Origin of the sequence: Methylophilus sp. 13, from assembly GCF_015354335.1 — a bacterium.
Lineage (GTDB): Bacteria > Pseudomonadota > Gammaproteobacteria > Burkholderiales > Methylophilaceae > Methylophilus > Methylophilus glucosoxydans.
This window is the reverse complement of the sequence record NZ_JADKYR010000001.1, coordinates 416,128-436,301: the sequence shown is the minus strand read 5'-3', so window position 1 is coordinate 436,301 and position 20,174 is coordinate 416,128. Positions and strand designations below refer to the sequence as shown.

General features: G+C 52.8%; 24 protein-coding genes. 9 read left to right on the top strand and 15 right to left on the bottom strand.

Translation table 11 applies throughout. The features are described from left to right. Positions 1-272: 272 nt before the first annotated feature. Positions 273-878, bottom strand: a complete 606-nt coding sequence (gene ribA, locus INP77_RS02050) for a GTP cyclohydrolase II (RefSeq protein ID WP_194747031.1) — start codon at positions 876-878, stop codon at positions 273-275. 239 nt (positions 879-1,117) lie between these two features. On the opposite strand from ribA, the gene INP77_RS02045 reads away from it, so the two are divergent. From INP77_RS02045 to INP77_RS02035, 3 genes are read left to right on the top strand one after another with little or no spacing between them, the layout of a single operon-like run. Continuing rightward, positions 1,118-1,393 (top strand): PepSY domain-containing protein, encoded by a 276-nt coding sequence (locus INP77_RS02045; protein WP_228518646.1) that lies wholly within the window; start codon positions 1,118-1,120, stop codon positions 1,391-1,393. After that, positions 1,393-2,058: a response regulator transcription factor gene (locus INP77_RS02040; RefSeq protein WP_194747030.1), complete on the top strand. Its 666-nt coding sequence runs from the start codon at positions 1,393-1,395 to the stop codon at positions 2,056-2,058. Before INP77_RS02045 ends, INP77_RS02040 begins: the two co-directional genes overlap by 1 nt. After that, entirely contained in the window at positions 2,055-3,389 is a 1,335-nt protein-coding gene (locus INP77_RS02035; RefSeq protein ID WP_194747029.1) for an ATP-binding protein, read from the top strand. The genes INP77_RS02040 and INP77_RS02035 overlap by 4 nt, the downstream gene beginning before the upstream one ends. A 17-nt stretch (positions 3,390-3,406) precedes the next feature. Here INP77_RS02035 and INP77_RS02030 read toward each other — a convergent pair whose 3' ends face one another. After that, entirely contained in the window at positions 3,407-3,736 is a 330-nt protein-coding gene (locus INP77_RS02030; RefSeq protein ID WP_194747028.1) for a PepSY domain-containing protein, read from the bottom strand. 220 nt (positions 3,737-3,956) lie between these two features. On the opposite strand from INP77_RS02030, the gene INP77_RS02025 reads away from it, so the two are divergent. After that, positions 3,957-4,214 carry a hypothetical protein gene (locus INP77_RS02025; RefSeq protein ID WP_194747027.1) on the top strand — a complete coding sequence of 86 codons (258 nt, stop codon included), beginning with the start codon at positions 3,957-3,959 and terminating at the stop codon, positions 4,212-4,214. A 6-nt stretch (positions 4,215-4,220) separates the two neighbouring features. Here INP77_RS02025 and INP77_RS02020 read toward each other — a convergent pair whose 3' ends face one another. Genes INP77_RS02020 through INP77_RS02010 form a run of 3 tightly spaced genes read right to left on the bottom strand, consistent with a single transcriptional unit; the run spans position 4,221 to position 7,455 of the window. Continuing rightward, positions 4,221-4,673, bottom strand: coding sequence for a response regulator (locus INP77_RS02020; RefSeq protein ID WP_194747026.1), 453 nt, complete (start codon positions 4,671-4,673; stop codon positions 4,221-4,223). Then, positions 4,670-6,652: an ATP-binding protein gene (locus INP77_RS02015; RefSeq protein ID WP_194747025.1), complete on the bottom strand. Its 1,983-nt coding sequence runs from the start codon at positions 6,650-6,652 to the stop codon at positions 4,670-4,672. The genes INP77_RS02020 and INP77_RS02015 overlap by 4 nt, the downstream gene beginning before the upstream one ends. A gap of 2 nt (positions 6,653-6,654) precedes the next feature. Further along, entirely contained in the window at positions 6,655-7,455 is an 801-nt protein-coding gene (locus INP77_RS02010) for a LuxR C-terminal-related transcriptional regulator (RefSeq protein ID WP_194747024.1), read from the bottom strand. Between the two features lie 154 nt (positions 7,456-7,609). On the opposite strand from INP77_RS02010, the gene INP77_RS02005 reads away from it, so the two are divergent. The 3 genes from INP77_RS02005 (at position 7,610) to INP77_RS01995 (ending at position 10,323) form a co-directional block, all read left to right on the top strand. After that, a complete protein-coding gene (locus INP77_RS02005) occupies positions 7,610-7,837 on the top strand; it encodes a hypothetical protein (RefSeq protein ID WP_194747023.1) in 228 nt (75 codons plus the stop codon). Between the two features lie 205 nt (positions 7,838-8,042). Next, on the top strand, positions 8,043-9,629 hold the full coding sequence (locus tag INP77_RS02000) for a SulP family inorganic anion transporter (protein ID WP_194747022.1): 1,587 nt from the start codon (positions 8,043-8,045) through the stop codon (positions 9,627-9,629). A 49-nt stretch (positions 9,630-9,678) separates the two neighbouring features. Beyond that, the gene (locus tag INP77_RS01995; RefSeq protein WP_194747021.1) at positions 9,679-10,323 is read left to right on the top strand and encodes a carbonic anhydrase; all 645 of its coding nucleotides are present in this window, start codon (positions 9,679-9,681) and stop codon (positions 10,321-10,323) included. Positions 10,324-10,395: 72 nt separating this feature from the next. On the opposite strand, the gene fdx is transcribed toward INP77_RS01995, so the two are convergent. From fdx to cysE, 9 genes are all read right to left on the bottom strand, one after another. Beyond that, the gene (gene fdx, locus INP77_RS01990) at positions 10,396-10,737 is read right to left on the bottom strand and encodes an ISC system 2Fe-2S type ferredoxin (RefSeq protein ID WP_194747020.1); all 342 of its coding nucleotides are present in this window, start codon (positions 10,735-10,737) and stop codon (positions 10,396-10,398) included. Position 10,738: 1 nt separating this feature from the next. Beyond that, positions 10,739-12,628, bottom strand: a complete 1,890-nt coding sequence (hscA, locus tag INP77_RS01985; protein WP_194747019.1) for a Fe-S protein assembly chaperone HscA — start codon at positions 12,626-12,628, stop codon at positions 10,739-10,741. 6 nt (positions 12,629-12,634) lie between these two features. Next, entirely contained in the window at positions 12,635-13,147 is a 513-nt protein-coding gene (hscB, locus tag INP77_RS01980) for a Fe-S protein assembly co-chaperone HscB (RefSeq protein WP_194747018.1), read from the bottom strand. Positions 13,148-13,190: 43 nt separating this feature from the next. Further along, entirely contained in the window at positions 13,191-13,514 is a 324-nt protein-coding gene (iscA, locus tag INP77_RS01975) for an iron-sulfur cluster assembly protein IscA (RefSeq protein ID WP_194747017.1), read from the bottom strand. A gap of 1 nt (position 13,515) precedes the next feature. After that, positions 13,516-13,899 (bottom strand): Fe-S cluster assembly scaffold IscU, encoded by a 384-nt coding sequence (gene iscU, locus INP77_RS01970; protein WP_194747016.1) that lies wholly within the window; start codon positions 13,897-13,899, stop codon positions 13,516-13,518. A 179-nt stretch (positions 13,900-14,078) separates the two neighbouring features. Continuing rightward, positions 14,079-15,296 carry an IscS subfamily cysteine desulfurase gene (locus INP77_RS01965; RefSeq protein ID WP_194747015.1) on the bottom strand — a complete coding sequence of 406 codons (1,218 nt, stop codon included), beginning with the start codon at positions 15,294-15,296 and terminating at the stop codon, positions 14,079-14,081. Positions 15,297-15,322: 26 nt separating this feature from the next. Then, positions 15,323-16,468 (bottom strand): cysteine desulfurase family protein, encoded by a 1,146-nt coding sequence (locus INP77_RS01960; protein ID WP_194747014.1) that lies wholly within the window; start codon positions 16,466-16,468, stop codon positions 15,323-15,325. 27 nt (positions 16,469-16,495) lie between these two features. Further along, complete coding sequence (iscR, locus tag INP77_RS01955; protein ID WP_194747013.1) at positions 16,496-16,966, bottom strand: Fe-S cluster assembly transcriptional regulator IscR; 471 nt, start codon at positions 16,964-16,966, stop codon at positions 16,496-16,498. A 152-nt stretch (positions 16,967-17,118) separates the two neighbouring features. After that, on the bottom strand, positions 17,119-17,853 hold the full coding sequence (cysE, locus tag INP77_RS01950) for a serine O-acetyltransferase (protein ID WP_194747012.1): 735 nt from the start codon (positions 17,851-17,853) through the stop codon (positions 17,119-17,121). A 200-nt stretch (positions 17,854-18,053) separates the two neighbouring features. On the opposite strand from cysE, the gene INP77_RS01945 reads away from it, so the two are divergent. After that, positions 18,054-18,362, top strand: coding sequence for a YkgJ family cysteine cluster protein (locus tag INP77_RS01945; RefSeq protein WP_194747011.1), 309 nt, complete (start codon positions 18,054-18,056; stop codon positions 18,360-18,362). 101 nt (positions 18,363-18,463) lie between these two features. Here the strand turns inward: INP77_RS01945 and INP77_RS01940 are convergent, their stop codons facing one another. Further along, a complete protein-coding gene (locus INP77_RS01940; protein ID WP_194747010.1) occupies positions 18,464-19,216 on the bottom strand; it encodes an RNA methyltransferase in 753 nt (250 codons plus the stop codon). Between the two features lie 84 nt (positions 19,217-19,300). On the opposite strand from INP77_RS01940, the gene INP77_RS01935 reads away from it, so the two are divergent. Next, positions 19,301-20,110, top strand: a complete 810-nt coding sequence (locus tag INP77_RS01935; RefSeq protein WP_194747009.1) for an inositol monophosphatase family protein — start codon at positions 19,301-19,303, stop codon at positions 20,108-20,110. Positions 20,111-20,174: the final 64 nt, after the last annotated feature.

The following is a 20,174-nucleotide window of genomic DNA, read 5'->3' as shown; positions in this document are numbered from 1 at the left end:
GTAATGCACCACTCGTACGTCAAGAAGGTGACCTAGCTTAACGATCCTTTGCAGAAAGTGTGCCAGGGTAAGATTTTATTAAAAACAAAGACTTATAATTTTTTTGCGTATGGATGACATGCTTTTTGAAAAGCAGCTTGCTGTCAGCGTGCCCTGACAAAGGCAGGCCGCATGCGGATTGAATAAGCGTTTAAGACTGAAACAGGCGTTGCCGGGGTCGGCAAATGCTGGGAAGAAGGGCGGTAGATAGGGGGCAATGAAGCGGGTTGCCTTTAAGCAGGTAAATCTGGCAGTAAATGCCCTAACTTGTTGACCTTGGTTTGCAGGTACTTCAGATTGTCAGGCGTAGGCGGCGTGAGCAATGGCACTTGCTGCGCAACGCTGATGCCTAGCGATTGCAAGGCCGTGCGTTTTTCCTGATTATTGGAAAGTAGCTGGATCGTGTTGATCTCAAAGTGTTGCAGCATCTCAGCGGCCGCTTCGTAGGTGCGGGCATCCACCGGCAGCCCGAGGGCGATATTGGCCTCTACGGTATCCAGGCCTTGGTCTTGCAGCGCATAGGCGCGCATTTTGTTATTGAGGCCAATGCCGCGGCCTTCGTGGTTTTTTAAATACAGGATCAGACCCAGGCCGGTTTGCTGGATCAGGCGTTGCGCGTGGTGCAACTGTTCACCACAATCACAGCGTGTTGAGCCAAACACATCGCCAGTTAAACATTCCGAATGCACTCTGACCAAGGGCGACTGCGCGCCTTGCAGGTTGCCACAGGCCAGCGCAACATGTTCGAGGCCATTGCGGCTATCGGTAAAGACATGGATATCAAACTCGCCAAACTGGGTAGGTAAGCGGGCGGTGGAGCTGTGAGATAAAAATTGCATGATGCGTTGGGCGTTGGAGATGTGTGCCAAATCAATATTGTAGCTGCAACCGGCTTTTTAAAGGGCGGGTTTTGAAATAATCCGTCGTCGGTGGCCATGCAGCCAGGTCATGGCCCAATTTAAGCTTGGTTTAAGATGAATGCTGTTAAACTTTTGGGCATAGCCTCTGTTGCAGGAGTTGGATAAGCATGGTTGGGATGCCCCGTCGCGCCAGGAGAGTACTTCTCGCGCTTTTGATCATGAGCACTACATTAGCCTGCTTGCCGCAGGCCGATTCAGGGGAAAGCCCTGATAATGCCGGCCGATTGTCTGCCAAAGGTGAAATTCTGAGCCTGGAAAAAATCTCTCAAAAAGCCAGAGCTTACAAACCCGGTGAAATTCTCGAGGTTGAGCTGGAGAAGAAACATGGCCGCTACGTGTATGAGATCGACATACTGGATGCGGGTAGCCAGGTGTGGGAGCTGAAACTGGACGCCAAGACCGGGCAGCTGCTAAAAATGGAGCAGGACGACTGATGCGGTTGCTGTTAGTAGAAGATGATGCCTTGTTGGGCGCGCAGCTGCAGCTGTCACTTGCACAGGCGGGCTACGCTTGCGATTGGTTGCAAGCGGGCGTTGAGGCTGCGATACAGGGTAGCCTGGAACCTTATGATCTGGCGATTCTGGATTTGGGCTTGCCGGACCGTCCGGGTCTGGACATTCTGGCCGAGTGGCGGCGCAAGGGGCTGGCGTTGCCGGTGATTGTCCTGACCGCGCGTAGCAGCTGGCAGGAGAAAGTCGAAGCCTTTCATGTGGGCGCCGATGACTATGTGACCAAGCCCTTTCACTTGCAGGAGCTAATTGCCAGATTGGCGGCCGTGCATAAACGCACGGTGGGGGTGGTCAGTGGTGAGTTGGTGGTAGACGATCTGCGTTTGGATGAGCAAACGCAAATGGTGTGGCAAGCGCAGCGCGCGCACGTGTTGACGGGCACCGAGTTCAGGCTGTTACGGTATCTGATGCTGCATCCCGGGCGTATTTTTTCTAAAACCGAGCTCACCGAACACGTGTACGCATATGATGCAGACAAGGACAGTAATGTGATCGAAGTCTATGTGAACCGCTTGCGGCACAAGATCGGCGCTGAGCGTATCCAGACCCGGCGCGGTCAGGGCTATGTGTTGATCGTGCAGGCAGCATGAAGTCTTTACGCACGCAATTGTCGCTAGGGTTGACGCTCAGTCTGGTGGGGCTGCTGACGCTGCAATGGGCGGTGGTGACGTTTACCATAGATCACCTGATCCAGTCGCAGATGACGGCGCGAATGCAGCAAGAAGCAGAAGGGGTGCTCGCCGGTGTTACAGTGAATGCGCACGGGCAATTGGTCTTGGCCCCGCATGTGATGACGGCGGCATACCAGCGTCCTTTTTCCGGGCGTTATTTTATTGTGATGCTGGACCAGTCTAAAACCCAATCCCGCTCGTGGTGGGATGTGAACTTGCCGGTGAGCGCGCTCAAGGTGGGTGAAGAGCGGGTCATGCACGTCACCGGCCCTGAGTCGCAGCCACTGTTGTTATTGGGGCATGGCTACCGCAAGCAGCAGCGAACCATCACGATTTATATCGCCGAAAGCCTGGTGGAATTGCAGCAAAGTTTGCGTATGTTTCATTGGTTGTATGGCGTGTTTTCCTTGCTGGGGTTGCTGGCACTGCTCGCCTTGCAGCGCTGGATTGTCGTGAATACGCTCCATCCCTTACAGCAGATCAAGGAAAGCCTGGCAAAAGTGGCCAGCGGCGAGTTGCAGCAGATGAATGCCAGCGGTCCGGCTGAAGTCATGCCGCTCATCAATGAGTTTAACCGTATCCTCAAAAGTGCCAGCCAGAAAACCCGGCGCTCGCGGCTGGCTATCGGTAATCTGGCCCATGGGCTTAAAACTCGTCTCGCCCAGCTGCAATTGTTGTCAGGGGACGCCTCACTAGAGAGTGATGCCCAGTGGCGGCACATGGTACAAAGCTGTGCCGATGAAATTTATCAGGATGTGGAGCGCGAATTAAAACGGGCGCGCTTGATGGGCGATGCCTATACCAGCCAAACGACGGACCTGGAACTGGTGCTACCCACGCTGGTGGCGACCCTGCAAAAAATCTATAGCGAAAAGACCGTAGGATTTGCCTGGCAGCACGACGGTCAGCCGCGCGTGATGATAGATCGCGAAGACATGCTGGAACTCCTTGGGAATGTGCTGGATAACGCGTTTAAATGGTGCCGCAGCCAGGTTCAGTTAAATATCTCGGTGCAGGCGGAGATACACATCATTGTTGAAGACGATGGGCCCGGTAGCCAGGCTTCAGAACTGGCGGCCTTGCTGCAACGTGGCATGCGTATGGATGAATCCAAGCCGGGCAGCGGATTGGGTCTGGCCATCGTACAGGATATTGTGCAGCATTATCAGGGCAGCATCGTACTCGACCATTCGCCACGGCTGGGCGGACTGCGGGTGACATTCACGCTCAGGCCCGGCGTGCAGGCCTAAGCGCTTGAGTCGACCCGTTAAAACCAGTCGCGGTTGAGGCTATTCACTTTGCCGGTCTTGGCATTCAGCGTGACTTCCCACGCTTTGCCCTTGGCATCGACTATTTCCACTTCGTAGTCCCAGCCATCTCTAAATTTGCGGCGTTCCAGCTCTATCTCCTTTACCACGCCAGGCTTGGCTGCCAGGGCTTTGGTCTGTGCCTCCTGCTGAGAAATCAGGCCGAACGCTTTCACCATTTGTTCCATTTTCTGCATATCGTCTTCATCGTCGTCGTCAGCCCAAGCTGGCTGCAACAAGCTGCTGGCAATTAGCAGGCTACTCAATACATAAGGCAGTATTTTGTTCATTTTGGGGCTCCTTGTTTCACAATGAACCGTCAAGATACCTGCGCAGCCTTAACTCAAGCTGAAAAGCCCTTTATTCAAGAAGTCTTTTTTAATTCATATTTTTTTAATATTTGCAAGGCTGTTGTAAGGGATTGTGTGCAGAATGACACTTACAGAATCCGTTAAGCCTCATTTGTTAAGCAAGACGGCCCTCGTAACCACTTAAAGACAGGAGTTTCAAATGAATATTTCTAAATCATTGGTTGTTGTGGGTATGGCATTATTCACTGTTGCAGGAACTGCATTAGCGGATCAGAGCATCCCTGTTCAGCAACAAAACTTTGGTAAACGCCCATTAACAGTAAATGCGACTGCTGAAAAATCAGAACAGGCTTGGGAAGGCACCGGCTTGAAGGTAACTGATCCGGCACAAAGCGTTGCACAGCATCAGCGTCAATTATTAAATCTGCGCTTTGCCAGCAAACGCGCTTATCAATAAGGTTGTTTACTGATAGCCCGGCAATTGCAAATCAGGTTGATGTTGCTTGAGCTGGGTGAATAACCAGCGCGTCTCCAGCAGAATCCAGACGCGCAACATGGCCTCCATGGGGTCAAAAGGTTTGGTTAAAAAATCTTTTGCCCCCAGGGCCAGCGCCCGTCTACGGGTAGCGATGGTCGCATCCGCAGTCAGTACCAGCACCGGCAAGTATTCATTATGGCCGACATGGTGCGAGAGCTGGTCGAGCACGGCAAACCCGTCCAGTACCGGCATCATCAAATCCAGCAAGATTAAATCAGGTTGAAAGGCGTTGACCAGATCCATGGTCTTGGTTGGGTCTGTGGTGCTGATCACCTGCTCAAACCCTTCTTTGGTCAGCAGTTCTTCGAGTAAGCGCAAGTTGGCTTCAGCATCATCAATAATCAGAATTTTGGACGCACGCAGTTGTTCTATGTTCATGAGGCAGACTCTGGTAATAATTTAAGCAATAGCTGGTTGAAACTGGCTACATTTAATGGCTTGGTAAAATAATGTGTAATGCCCAGCTGACTCAGGCGCTCCCTGGTTTCCGGCAAGGCATCCGCACTTAACACGACGATGGGCATGGACTGCAAGGACTGCCGCTCGGCCTGTATGTGCTGAATGAGTCTCTCCCCCGAACCGTCTGGCAAATTGAGATCCAGCAATAGCAAATCTGGCTGCATATCCCTTAACCAAACCATGCTTTCCTGCAGGTTGGCAGCCAGATGCAGCTTGAGGTGACGATGCTTGCTCACAATCGCTTCAATCAGGGCCTGGTTACTCGGGTTGTCTTCCACGTACAAAATAGGCCGTTTGCCGGTGGAAGGGGTGGTGACCGGCTGCACAGGCGCGCCTGGCTCCACCGGCGCAGACACATGCACGGGCTGGGGGTGTGCATTAGGCTGTGCCGGCAGGCTGATCCAGAATAGGCTTTTATCTTCAGCGACCCCGATTTGCCCGCCCATGGCGTCCATCAGTTGTTTACTGAGCACCAGCCCCAAGCCGGTGCCTTCCGTCACGGTACGTTCGGCGCCGAGCCGGTCAAATGGCGTAAACAGCCGGGAGCGCATCGCGAGCGGAATGCCTTTGCCCGCATCCTCGACCTCTACGCGTACCTGACCATGCTGGGGATAGGCCCTGAGCTTGACCACATTGTTCTCGGGGCCATATTTCAAGGCATTCGACAGCAGGTTAAGTACCACTTGCAGCAGCCGCTGACGGTCTGCCTGTACGGCCAGGTCTGCTGCAAACTCGGTTTGGATCGAAATATCACGCACCTTTTCCAAGGGCTTGAGGTAGTGGTAAGCCTCTTCTAGCAGTCCATTCACCGAGACGTGTTCCAGCGCCATGTCAATATCGCCACTTTCAATCCGCGAGATGTCCAGCACCTCGTTAATCAGCTTTAACAGATGCTGGCCCGCATTATGAATCAAGGTTGCGCTGTCTTTTTGCCGCCCCTCGGGCAAGTCATTTTCCAGGATCTGGGCAAAGCCTAAAATGGCATTGAGTGGCGTACGCAACTCATGACTGGTGCGCGACAAAAAATTACTTTTTGCGGCACTGGCTTCTTCGGCTTCTACCCGTGCCAGATGCGCCTCCTGTGCACTTTTAGTCAGCAATTGTGAGGCATGCTCCAGCTCACTGGTCAGCTCACCGAGTTCGTCGCGGCTAATGCTGGGCAATGCCAGCGGTTCGCCTTTGACCAGATGGGTGGCACTGTCACGGATGGTCCGCACCCTGGCGACGATGGTCTGGCTGAAAAGCCAGACACCAATCAGGGAACCCGCTACCCCGGCGATGACTGCCATCAGCGTAATGCGCAAATTGCGTTTGCGCTCAAAAATCACTTCTTTCTTGTCTTGCTCGACGATGGCTGATTCGCGCGCGCTCATCTGATTCAAATGATTGCGCAATTGATTCAAGGCTTTGCCTTGTGAGGAAAACTTTGTAATCAGCGCCTGGTCGGCTTCCTGCGCTCGGTGACTGGCCATCACGGCCAGGTCTTCCAGGTTTTGGGCGACCAGCGGGTGAATGACATCGAGCAGGTGTTGTTGCGAGGCATCGTCCAGGTTGGTTTCGAGTGAGTGCAGCAAATGCGGCATACTTTGCTTGGCACTTTCGTAGCCAGTCAGGAATTGCCGGTTACCCGTCAGTAAAAAGTCTCTTACGCCAGTGGAGGCTTCCAGCAACAAGGTTTGCAGGGTCTGGATATCCTGCTGGATTTGCAAGGCATTCTGCACCCGTCTTTCGAGCAGGGCTGCTTGCTGTTCACTCTCGAAAATCAGCGCCAGTGACGCCAGTAAGACTGTGAGCGGCAAGGCATTGAGCACGATCCCCTTGGTGGTGAGCGATAAATCCTGCCACAGCCGGTTCATGCGGTTGCTGAATTGGTGTAAGCCTGCCACGATCCACTGCATGTTTATAGCCCGTCGCTGCTAAAACCGGCTTCAACTGCCTTGACTGCCGCTTGTGTGCGGTCCCGCAAGTCCAGTTTGCTTAAAATACGTTCTACATGAATCTTGATCGTGCCCGGTGAAATGCCCAGCTTTTGCGCCAGGATGGCATTGCTGGCGCCGGAGGGTAACAAGGCAAAGACCTCGCGTTCGCGCGGGGTCAGTTTTTGCAGGACGCTGTCATCAATGCTAGTGGCAGTGCGGGTGGATTGTTGCAGGGCAAATCCAATCAATCCGCACAGGCTATGCAATAGCTGCAGATTGGCGGGGCTAAGTGGATTGCTGGTCATGAGTGCCAGCAGGCCAACCGCCCGCTGCTGGACGGCAATCGGCAGATGATAGCAATGCAAGGTGGGTGCTGTGCCTGCGGGCGGTTGCAGCGTCCATAAGCTGGCGACATATTGAGTATGCACTTCAAACGTGATTGGTTCCTTGAGCCATAGCGCCAGCGCACCCAGCATGGGGATACGCGCGCCCACCGGATAGGTATTGCCTCTTTGTGCCAGAATTTTGAGCGCCCCGGCATGCTGCTGGCTGATCAGGGCATGCGGCGCACCAAATTGTCCGCTTAACTCATCCAGTACCCATTGCAGCAGGCTCTCTGACCAGCCATGACTAAATAATTGCTGCCCGAGCTTTTCAAACAGGCGCTCATGCGCGATTTGCACCTGATTTTGTTTGAGGGCGTTGCGCAGGGCAAATGCACTTTCCGTGGCAGGCGCATTTGCAGTATGGGGTATGGGTGAGTGAGCACTGTCGTTAGGCATATGCCATTTAGTATATACCGAACTCCGTATATTGGTTGATTTTTTATTATCAGGACCCGTGCACAATGCTCGATCTGGTTATCAGACAACGCATTGTGGTGCAGGGGATACCCGGCGTCATTGAGATGAATCAGTGACACGAAAAGGATAAACAATGAAAAAATTATGGTTGGCAGTCATCGCTGCATTTGGTTTAATGGGTTCAGTCTATGCGGATGATGTTGATCAGGCGCAAGCGGTCAAGCAACAGCATCATCACAACTTTTTGAGCAAACGGCCTTATGCAAAAGTGCCGGTTGCCAAACAGGATGCCGATGGCAAATGGATTGGCGCAGGCATCGTGACTGACAAGCCTGAGAAGGGCTTTGACAAGCACCAGTAAATGCAACTGCATTTTATCGGTAGTCGTCCTTACACTGCGCCCATGGCTGACTAAGGCGGCACTGAACAAGATCGGGTGGGAACAGGTCAGCGATGGCCGTATTCCCTCCGTTGCACACTAGTGACCGCACATCCCGCATACAGGCGGGGCTAGTTTTAAAAAAATGATGATAAAAACGAATAAATTAAAAGAGGACTGATACACCATGTCAACCGATACTCAACGGTCAGGGCCGTTGTCATTGTTAGCGCATTTGAACCGCGACCTGCCGGCTTCGATTGTCGTCTTTTTTGTCGCCTTGCCCCTGTGCCTGGGCATTGCACTGGCTTCTGGCGCTCCTTTGTTTTCCGGCGTGATTGCCGGGATTATCGGTGGCATTGTGGTTGGCCTCGCCAGTGGTTCGCAACTGGGGGTGAGTGGACCCGCGGCCGGCCTGGCGGTGATTGTGCTGGCCGCCATCAGCAACCTGGGTTCTTATGAGGCATTTCTCGCTGCGGTCGTACTGGCCGGGGTGTTCCAGTTTTTGCTGGGCCAGTTTAAAGCCGGCTTCATTGCTTATTTTGTGCCATCTTCGGTGATTAAAGGCATGCTGACCGGCATCGGCCTGTTGATTATCCTCAAGCAGATTCCGCATGCCTTTGGCTATGATGCGGACTTTGAAGGTGACGAAGCCTTTGAGGAGGCAGGGGGTCACAACACATTTAGTGATATTTTGCAGGCCTGGGATTTATTGACGCCAGGCGCCATCCTGATTGCCGCTGTTTCCTTTGCCATCCTGATTTTTTGGGATGTCTATTTGAGTAAAAAGCATCGTGTGTTTCAAGTGCTGCAAGGGCCGATTGTGGTGGTGTTAACCGGTATCGCGCTCAACTGGGCGTTTATGCAGGAATGGCTGGACTTCAAACTGGCGGCAGACCAGATTGTGAGCTTGCCCGTTGCCAGCAGTCTGGGCGACTTTGCCAGTTTTTTCACCCACCCGGATTTTAGTCAGATGGCTCAGCCTCTGGTGATCAAAACCGCATTGGTGATGGCGATTGTGGCCAGCCTGGAAACCCTGCTGTGTGTGGAGGCGACGGATAAACTAGACCCGCATAAGCGTGTGACACCGACCAACCGTGAGCTCAAGGCGCAGGGGTTAGGCAATGTTTTGTCTGGCCTGATTGGCGGTTTACCCATCACACAGGTGATCGTACGTAGCAGTGCAAACATTACCTTTGGTGCACACACAAAAATGTCAGCGATACTGCATGGTTTTTGGTTACTGTTGAGTGCCATCACCATCGCCAGCCTGTTGAATATGATTCCGCTGGCCAGCCTGGCAACCATTCTGATTATGGTCGGCTATAAGCTGGCCAAACCCAGCCTGTTTAAGCAGATGTATGCCTTGGGCTGGGAACAGTTTGTGCCTTTTGTGGTAACGATTGCCGCGATTGTGTTGACGGACTTGCTGACCGGCATCGGCTTGGGCCTGGTGGTGGCTATTTTCTTCACCTTGCACCATAGCTATCGTAATTCGCATTACATCAAGCAAACGCGCTCGAACGAAGAGGGCCGTGAAGTGTATCATCTCGTTTTGGCCGAAGAAGTATCGTTTTTTAATAAAGCGAGCATCCTCGAAGTCCTGGCATCCATCCCGCGCAATAGCAAGGTGGTGATTGATTGCACCAACAGCAAATCTATCGCCTATGATGTGGTGGAGTTTATTCAAGACTACCAGCAACAGGCCAAACTGAAAAATATTGCGGTTGAAACCATCCAGTTTAACCCGCCCAAATTTATGCTTGGCCATTAAGATTTTGGCTGATCAATAATAAAAAACTGATTATTAAGGATAGATTGATATGTACAAACATCCCTTGCTCGACCGTGACAAAATGACCCCGCGTGAAGCGCTGGAGATTCTGGTCGAAGGCAACCACCGTTTTACCAGTGATCTCGAGCAGGACAAGGACTTCAAAAGCCTGATTCAAATCACCAAAGATAAGCAACACCCGTTTGCTTCATTCCTCAGTTGCAGTGACTCCCGAGCACCGGTGGAGTTGTTGTTTGATCAGGCGCTGGGCGATGTGTTCAGTGTGCGGCTGGCAGGGAATATTGCCTCGGATAAAGCGATTGGCAGTCTTGAATTCGCCAGTAAATACCTGGGTAGCAAACTGATTGTGGTCATGGGCCATAGCTCTTGCGGCGCAGTCAAAGCGGCTTGCGACGATTTTAAAGACGGACATATTGGTGAGATTATCAATCTGATCAAACCCTCTATCCGTCACGAAAAAACAGTCTCAGACCCGGCGCAGCGTAATTCCAAGAATGGCGACTTCGTGGAAAAGATTTGTGCACTCAATGTGAAATATCAAATCGATACCATCATCCGCTGCAGTGATATTGTCGACGACATGCTGCAAAGCAAGCAAATCGGTATTGTTGGCGCGGTTTATGATATATCGAATGGTAAAGTGGACTTCCTTGAAGAGACATTTATTGGCTAGTCGCTGGTCTGGTACAAATAAAAAGCCGATGCATGCATCGGCTTTTTTTGTGGGAGCGCAGGACTCAGGCGCCTAGTGGTTACCCTCTTTGGCCAGATTGATGCTGTATTTCGGAATCTCAACCGTGACATCCTGATCCTGCAACACGGCCTGGCAGGACAAGCGTGAATGCGGTTGCAGGCCCCAGGCACGGTCCAGCATGTCTTCTTCATCTTCTTCGATCTCGTTCAGGCTGTTAAAGCCTGCACGCACAATGACATGGCAGGTAGTACAGGCACACACGCCGCCACAGGCATTATCAATGTCTATGTCGTGTTTCAACAAGGCGTCGCAAATCGAAGTCCCTGAGGCTGCTTCAATCACGGTGCCTTCCGGGCACAGTTCAGCGTGGGGAAGTATGGTAATTTTAGGCATATCAGAGTTCCAGTGAATCCAGGTTTTTACCTGCCAGCGCTTTTTTGACAGACGCATCCATGCGTCTGGCGGCAAAGGTTTCGGTGGCATGGTTGAGGGTTTCGGTCGCTTGCTTGATGGCTTGGCTATCGTGTTTATTACACAGGGCGCGTAACGCCTGCATAGACGCTTCTATCTGCGCACGCTCCGCCGCATCGAGCAAAGTGTCGCCACTCTCAGCGAGGGCGGCTTCAATCGCTTCAATCAGGCGCTGGGCATCGACTATCGCTTCACGCAGCATGCGCGCCTGTTTGTCTGCTTCGGCGGCGCCAAACGAGTCTTTGAGCATACTGGTGATTTGTTCTTCGTTGAGGCCATAAGACGGCTTGACGGTGACATTGGACTCGACGCCACTGGTCTGTTCGCGCGCGGAGACCGAGAGCAGGCCATCGGCATCAATCTGAAAGGTGACGCGGATACGGGCAGCCCCGGCCGCCATGGGCGGAATGCCACGCAGTTCAAAGCGTGCCAGTGAACGGCAGTCGCTGACCAGCTCGCGCTCGCCTTGTACCACATGGATCGCCATCGCCGTTTGGCCGTCTTTATAGGTGGTGAAATCCTGGGCACGTGCAATCGGCAAGGTCGAGTTGCGCGGAATGACTTTTTCAACCAGCCCGCCCATGGTTTCCAGTCCTAAGGAGAGCGGCGTCACATCCAGCAGCAATAAATCATCGCCACTACGGTTGCCAGCCAGAATGTTGGCCTGAATGGCAGCCCCCAGGGCCACCACTTTGTCCGGGTCCAGATTGGTTAACGGTTCTTGCTGAAAAAAGGCTTGTACGGCATGACGGATATGCGGCATGCGCGTCGCGCCGCCAACCAGTACCACGCCCTTGATTTCATCGATGGCCAGCCCGGCATCGCGCATGGCTTTGCGGGTAGGGCTCAGGGTTTTATTGACCAGATGTTCAGTCAGGGCTACAAACTGGCTCACGCTCAGTGTTTCATCCACCAATGCACCATTACTGAGTTTGCAGACAATATTGGCTTCATGGTTATCTGTCAGCCATTCTTTGGCCTGGCGCGCTTTGGTCAGCAACAGGCGCGTGTCTTCTTCGGTTAACGGTTTGAAGTCTGCCGTTTTGCTACGCACCTGATCAAGCACCCAGCAGTAAATCCGGTGGTCAAAATCATCCCCGCCCAGGGCAGAGTCGCCATTGGTTGACAGGACTTCAAACACCCCTTTGCTCAAGCGCAGGATGGAAATATCAAATGTACCGCCGCCCAGGTCATAAATCACATAGACGCCTTCTGCAGCGTTATCCAGGCCGTAGGCAACGGCGGCGGCCGTCGGTTCATTGAGCAGGCGCAAGACATGCAAGCCTGCCAGTCGGGCCGCGTCTTTGGTCGCCTGGCGTTGCGCATCATCAAAATAGGCGGGCACGGTAATGACTGCACCGGTGAGCTCACCGCCCAGCGCCTTTTCAGCGCGCACTTTCAGTGTCTTTAAAATCTCGGCAGAAATCTCGATCGGGCTTTTGAGCCCGGCACGGGTTTTCAGCTCCAGTATGCCGTGTGAGCTGTCGTTCTCGACAAAATGGTAGGGGATATGTGCGCGGTCAGTGATGTCGTGCAAGGCCCGGCCCATAAACCGTTTGACCGAAACAATGGTATTCACCGGGTCCTGGCTTTGTGCCGCTTGCGCCTCATGGCCGACGACGACAGCCTCTTCGAGGTAACGTACCACAGAAGGTAACAAGGCATGCCCGTGTTCATCGTGCAACACGGTGCTCATGCCGCTACGCACGGTCGCCACCAGCGAGTTGGTGGTGCCCAGGTCTATGCCCACCGCCAGTTTGTGCTGGTGTGGGGCTGGGGAAAAACCTGGTTCTGAAATCTGTAATAGGGCCATGAAATTCTAATCTTCCAACTGGGCGATGATCTGGTGGATATCCTCAGTCACTTTGTCAATAAAACGCATTTTACGCACGGTCATCGCCGCCGCTTGCGGGGCGTCAGCCAGCTCGGTTTTCACCTGTTGCTGCAAGTCTTTGGCCGCCAGACGCATTTGTGACAGCAAGCGTTCCAGTGCTGGAATGTCTTTGTCAAACTTGGCGTCTTCCATCGCCTCGCGCCACTCCATTTGTGACATCAGAAAATCCGCAGGCATGGCGGTATTCTGTTCCTCATCGGTAGCAATGCCCTGCAGTTGCAGCAGATAACGGGCACGGGCGGTCGGCTGCTTCAAGGTTTGATAGGCCTCGTTGGCCAAGGTGGCCATCTGCATGGATTGCATGCGTTCAGCAGGGGAGGCGTTCACAAACTTGTCAGGATGCACTTCAGCTTGTAGTTTGCGGTAGTGCGCATCGAGTGTGGCCAGATCAATTTCAAATTGGGCTGGTAGCTGAAACAGCGAGAAATGGTTTTGCATAAAGTCATCAGCCGCAGAAAACGAAGGTTATCTGCGGCAACAATTAAACCGTAAAAGACTCACCACAACCACATTCGTCCTTGACGTTGGGGTTGTTGAACTTAAAGCCTTCATTGAGGCCTTCCTTGGCAAAGTCGAGCTCGGTGCCATCGATGTAGACCAGACTCTTAGGGTCTACAATCACTTTAATGCCATGGCTTTCAAACGTCGTATCTTCTGGCTGCAGATCATCCACAAACTCCAGCGTGTAAGCCATGCCCGAGCACCCTGTGGTTTTGACACCGAGGCGCAAGCCTATGCCTTTGCCACGATTCGCCAGAAACTTTTCAACACGTTGGGCCGCGGCTTCTGTCAGGGTAATCGCCATATTACGCGCCTTGCTTGGATTTCAAATCGGCAATCGCGGATTTGATCGCATCTTCGGCCAGCACTGAGCAGTGAATTTTCACTGGCGGTAACGCCAACTCTTCCGCAATCGCAGAGTTCTTGATCTCTTGCGCCTGATCCAGGGTTTTGCCCTTGAGCCATTCTGTCACCAGTGAGCTCGAAGCAATGGCAGAGCCACAGCCATAGGTCTTGAATTTGGCGTCTTCAATCACGCCCGCATCATTGACCTTGATCTGCAATTTCATCACGTCACCACAGGCAGGGGCGCCGACCATGCCGGTGCCGACATTCGGGTCATTTTTGTCCATAGAACCCACGTTACGTGGATTTTCGTAGTGGTCTAATACTTTATCTGAGTAAGCCATATGATTGCTCCTATCAATTAAAACGTCACATAAAGATTATGTTCATGTTTTAATTTAAAAAATAATTCTTTCATGAATAAAAATTGCAGATTTCATTGTCTGGCAAGGCGGAGGCATGCGCCGTTTAGTCTAATCTAAACAAGCATGTCGACAATGCCGCCAGGCGATGAAAGATCACATTAATGCTCTGCCCATTCAACTTTGGACAAATCAATCCCATCCTTGAACATCTCCCATAATGGGGACAGTTCACGCAGTTTTCCAATCTTGCTCTTCAACAAATCTATCGTGTAATCTACATCGGCTTCGGTGGTAAAGCGGCCAATGCTGAAACGGATGGAGCTGTGAGCCAACTCGTCAGAGCGGCCCAAGGCGCGCAAGACATAGCTTGGTTCCAGGCTGGCCGAGGTACAGGCAGAGCCGGAGGAGACGGCGATATCCTTGATTGCCATAATCAGCGATTCACCTTCTACAAAGTTGAAGCTCACATTCAGATTGTGCGGGACGCGGTGATCCAGATCCCCATTGACGTAAGTTTCTTCAATTTGCAGCAAACCGTTGAGTAGACGGTCACGCAACATGCGGATACGTTCGTTCTCGCTGGCCATTTCTTCACGGGCAATGCGGAAAGCTTCCCCCATGCCGACAATCTGGTGGGTGGCCAGCGTCCCGGAACGCATGCCACGCTCGTGACCGCCGCCATGCATCTGCGCTTCAATACGGATGCGTGGTTTACGGCGGACATACAAGGCACCAATCCCTTTAGGGCCATAGGTTTTGTGCGCAGAAAAGCTCATCAAATCCACAGGCAGTTTTTCCAGGTCTATCGTCACTTTGCCGGTAGCTTGTGCGGCATCCACATGAAAAATCACGTTGTTGGCACGGCAGAGATTGCCCAGCGCTTCGATATCCTGAATCACGCCGATTTCGTTGTTCACCAGCATGATGGACGCCAGCACGGTGTCAGGGCGAATGGCTGCCTTGAATTTTTCCAGTGAAATCAGGCCGTCGGCTTCTGGTTGCAAATACGTGGCTTCATAGCCCTCGCGCTCCAGTTCACGCACGGTGTCCAGCACCGCTTTGTGCTCGGTGGCCGAGGTAATGATGTGTTTGCCTTTGCTGGCAGCATAAAAATGCGCAGCGCCTTTAATCGCCAGGTTGTTGGACTCGGTCGCGCCTGAAGTCCAGACGATTTCGCGTGGATCCGCATTCACCAGTTTGGCAACTTCTTCACGTGCATGCTCAACCGCCTGCTCGGCTGTCCAGCCGTAAGGATGGCTACGCGAGGCCGGGTTACCAAAATCCTCGGTCAGGTAAGGGATCATCTTTTGTGCAACACGAGGATCCACAGGGGTGGTCGCAGAATAATCCAGATAGATCGGCTTTCTTTCAGACATATTTCAATGCTCTTTCCATAAAATACTTATGCCGCGATGGCACTTAACCCTTTGAGACGTTGCACTTCTTTCTGCAACGCGGCTAAAAATTCGCTGATTTCTTCGGCGGTATTACTGTCGCTCAAACTCACGCGTACCGCACCGCGCGCAAGGTCGGGTTCTATCCCCATGGCCAGCAGGACATGACTGGGCTCAGTACTGTCACTGGAGCAGGCGGAGCCGCTGGCGACAGCAAATCCAGCTTTATCCAGTGCAGTGACCAAGGTCTCACCCTCAATATTGGGGATGGCAAAAAAACTCGTATTGGGCAGGCGTGGTACATTCTCCGCAAAGATCACCGCACCCAGACGCTGCAATCCGGCTTCAAGCTGAGACCGCAAGGCTTGGGTCGCCTGGCTGCGGCTTTGCAGCGTTTGCATGGCAAGCTGGCAGGCACGGGCAAAGCCTACAATACCGGCGACATTCTCGGTGCCGCTACGCAAGCCTTTTTCTTGCCCACCGCCGTGCAGCAAGGGCGCAATGTCCACCCGTTTGTCCAGAATCAGCGCACCGACGCCGACCGGACCACCAACTTTATGGCTGGAAATCGTCATCGCATGCACGCCCAATGACGTAAAATCGACAGGCACCTTACCAAACGCTTGTACGGCATCGGTATGGATCAGCGCGCCACGGGCTTTTGCCAGCGTTGCCAATTCAGCGACCGGCTGTAAGGCACCTGTTTCGTTATTTGCCAACATGCAAGATACCAAGCCTGTGCGTGTGTTCAGCGCTTGTTCGGCTTGCTGCAGATCCAGCGTGCCTTCGGTCGTGACCGGTAGCGTTGCCACTTTCCAGTCATGCCAAGCCAGCGACTGCGCCGGTTTGGTGACACAGGGATGTTCAATGGCACTGATCAATAATTGCGTGGCACTCAAGTTGGCCGCCATGCCTTTAATGGCAAAATTATTGGCTTCGGTACCACCGGAGGTAAAGACCACTTGCGACGGTTGCACACCGACACACTCGGCAATCTGTGCTCTGGCCAGTTCCATGGCATCACGCGCATTGCGCCCAAACACATGGCGACTGGTCGGATTGCCACACGCTTGCCCCAGCCACGGCAACATGGCGTCCAGCACTTGCGGTTTCAGTGCGGTGGTGCTGTTGTGGTCAAAGAATGCGCTGGTCATGGACTTGGTGTGCCTTGATGCCCGGCCTTAAGCCGCAATGCTGGCTTCAGAGCCACATTTTCGCGGGGCAAAAATCACCTGGCCGGTAGATTTGTTGCGTTGCATGTCTACCATGTCGGCCAGTGTGACGCCTGACAGGTAGTCCAGAATTTTGCTGTTTAAAGAAGCCCATAGCTCATGGGTCATGCAGCGGCCTTCTTCATGGCAATTCTCGTTGCCACCACATTGGGTCGCGTCAATTTGCTCATCTACGGCAGTGATAATGTCAGAGACGGAAATCTCATGATGCGCTTTGGCAATACGGTAACCGCCGCCGGGGCCGCGCACGCTGGAAACCAGGCCTTGTTTGCGCAGGCGACTGAATAACTGTTCAAGATAAGACAATGAAATGCTTTGGCGCTCACTGATGCCGGCCAATGTCACTGGTTTATCCGCTTCATAGAGCGCGATATCCAACATGGCGGTAACGGCAAAACGACCTTTGGTAGTTAATCGCATCTTGAGATGACCTTTAAAAACAGTATTGAATTATAGAATAACCTACTGTTTTAGTCAATTATTATGCTGTAAAAGTTCAGTCTGTTTTTATCCATCTAATCAAGGCCTCAATGCGGGCCCGAGGTCAGGCTGGAAAGGCCTGTTCGCTGCCTTTATTCCGGCTTTTTGGCAAACGCCTCACCGACATTGCTGTCGTTTTCCACATCATTGAGCCTGGCGACTTGCGCCTTCAGTTCGGCAATTTCTGCTTCTTGCTTGTGAGCATGATCAAGCAAGCTGTTGATCGCCTTGATCATCGGGTCATTTTCATCGTTGCCCACCGCATAGGCGTTGAACCCCATTTTCTGTGCGACATCATGGCGTTGCTTGGCTTTTTCCTCCTCGAGTATACGCGCCGGAATCCCAACCGCAGTGGCGTTTTCAGGGACGTCTTTGACCACTACGGCATTGGAGCCGATTTTGGCGTTCTTGCCGACGGTGATGGGCCCCAACACTTTGGCTCCAGCGCCAATGACCACACCAGATTCCAGTGTCGGATGACGTTTGCCCTTGTTCCAGCTGGTGCCGCCCAAGGTGACACCATGGTAGAGCGTGCAGTCATCGCCAATAATCGCTGTTTCACCAATCACCACGCCCATGCCATGGTCAATAAACACGCGCCGACCAATGGTCGCGCCGGGATGAATCTCGATGCCAGTCAGCCAGCGGCCAAGATGCGACAACGCGCGTCCCAGCCAATAGAGCCGGTGACTCCATAACCAGTGACTGAAACGATGCAAAATCAGCGCGTGGACGCCAGGGTAGGTGGTCAGAATCTCGAAATGTGTCCGTGCGGCCGGGTCACGGTCAAACACAATCGAAATATCTTCTTTAAGATGTTTGAACATGCGCGCATTATGCCACAAGTCGTGGTTTGCGCTTGCCGGGTTGTTGGTTGGGAGGGATGGTCAGCCACAGCGGGCGAAGAGATCGCAGAGGAAACCCATGAAACACACGTTTTTGTCTGTCTTTGCCTGGTGTGGGCGTTGTGGCTAAAAAAGGGAAAGCCGTTAAAATAGCGAGCGTGTTTATTAGAAATTCGTGTTGAATGTCAGATCATTGCCAATCCTGCGGCGCCTGTTGTGCCAGTTTTCGCGTCTCGTTTTACTGGGCTGAGACTGACGCGCATCCACTGGGGACGGTGCCGGCCGCCATGACGACTAAAGTCAATGAAACTTATGTCTGCATGCAGGGCACCGAGACCAAGCCGGTTCGTTGCGTCGCGTTGCAAGGGCAGGTTGGGCAGTCAGTCGGGTGCAGTATTTATGCCTTGCGATCAAGCACCTGTCGCGAGTTTGAAGCAGGGTCGGTCGTATGCAATGAGGCGCGGGCGAAGATCGGGTTGGCTGCGATTTGACGACGCATGGGTGACCACAATATTCACCGCCAATAAAAAAGCAATCTGTTTGTGCCTGATTATCTGCGGCTCTGCTTGATACTTTGTGGTGAACGCAGCCACTAATACTTGCTGTGTTTCTTGGGATTGACCGTGAGCGTCAAAATCCCGCGCAACAGGTTCACTTCTTCTTTCTCGAGCCGGGTACGGCCATACAGGCGGCGCAAGCGCTCAAACAGTTTTTTCGGCGCACGAGGATTGATGTAGCCGATATGCTCCAAGACTTCGCGCATGTGCTCATAAAAACGCTCCAGGTCGTCCTGGGTCGCCAGTTCCACCGGTTTTTCCTGGTAATGCAGTTCACCGGTCGTCACGGCCATGCGGGTTTCATAACACATCACTTGTACGGCTTGCGCCAGATTGAGCGAAGTGTATTCCGGATTGGCTGGAATCGTCGCCAGTACATGGCAGCGGTCCGCCTCGGCATTGCTGAGTCCGCTCATTTCGGTGCCAAACACCAGTGCGACCTCGCTATGGCTGGCGACAGCTTTAACATCCTGTGCTGCTTCACGCACGGTCATCACTTGTTGCGACAACGAGCGCTCTTTGCCGCTGACGCCAATCACAAACTGGCAATCAGCCAGCGCTTCTTCCAGGGTTTGTGTGACCACGGCGTGGTCCAGCACGTCGCCTGCATTCACGGCCAGTGACTTGGCTTCGCCATCGGGAAAGTGCTTGGGACGAACCAAATATAGCCGGTTCAGGCCCATGGTTTTCATGGCGCGCGCGGTCGAACCGATATTGCCAGGATGGCTGGTTTGACACAACACGACGCGGATATTGTTAAAAATGGGGGATTCAGAGTTAGAAGACATGCGTATATTTGGTCGTTGTGTTTGTGACACAGCGCTTAAAAAGCTAAAATAGCATTTTATCAGTGTAATCAAGAATCCCACAGCATGCATCCAACCCTGAATGTCGCCATCCGCGCCGCGCGTGAAGCTGGCAAAATCATTAACCGTGCCGCCATGGATATTGGCGCCCTCAAGATCGAGCAGAAAGACACTAACGATTTCGTCAGTGAAGTGGACCGGGGTGCCGAGCAAGCCATTATTGCCGTGCTCAAGGACGCGTATCCCACCCATGGCTTTTATGGGGAAGAGAGCGGTAAATCCAACAGTGAGTCCGATAGCATCTGGATCATTGACCCGCTGGATGGCACCACTAACTTTTTGCATAACTTTCCGGCATATTGCATCTCGATTGCCTTGCAAGAAAAAGGCGTGCTGACGCAAGCCGTCATTTACGATCCGGTACGTAACGACCTGTTTACCGCCACCAAGGGCAGTGGCGCCTTTCTGAATAATCGCCGTATCCGCGTCACTCAGCGCGCAAAACTGCAAGAAGCCTTGCTCTCTACCGGCTTCCCATTCAAAGATTTTAGCTATCTGGAAACCTACATCAACATTTTCCGCGACATGGCCAAAAAAACCTCTGGCTTGCGCCGCCCTGGTTCGGCTGCGCTCGACCTGGCTTACGTTGCCGCGGGTTACAGTGATGGTTTCTTTGAGATTAATCTCTCCCCTTGGGATATTGCTGCCGGCGCTTTGTTAGTGCAGGAAGCTGGCGGGATCGTCGGTGACTTTGAGGGCAACGAGAGCTGGTTGCGTACCGGAAACATTGTTGCTGCTAATCCTAAGGTATTTAGCCAAATGTTGCAGGTGATTGCACCGCATTTAACCGAGCGGATTAAAACGCCGACTTTGTAATTTTGTATTGCGTTCAGGCTTGTTACAAACCCGGAGTTGAATCCGGGTTTGTTTTTTTCTGGCA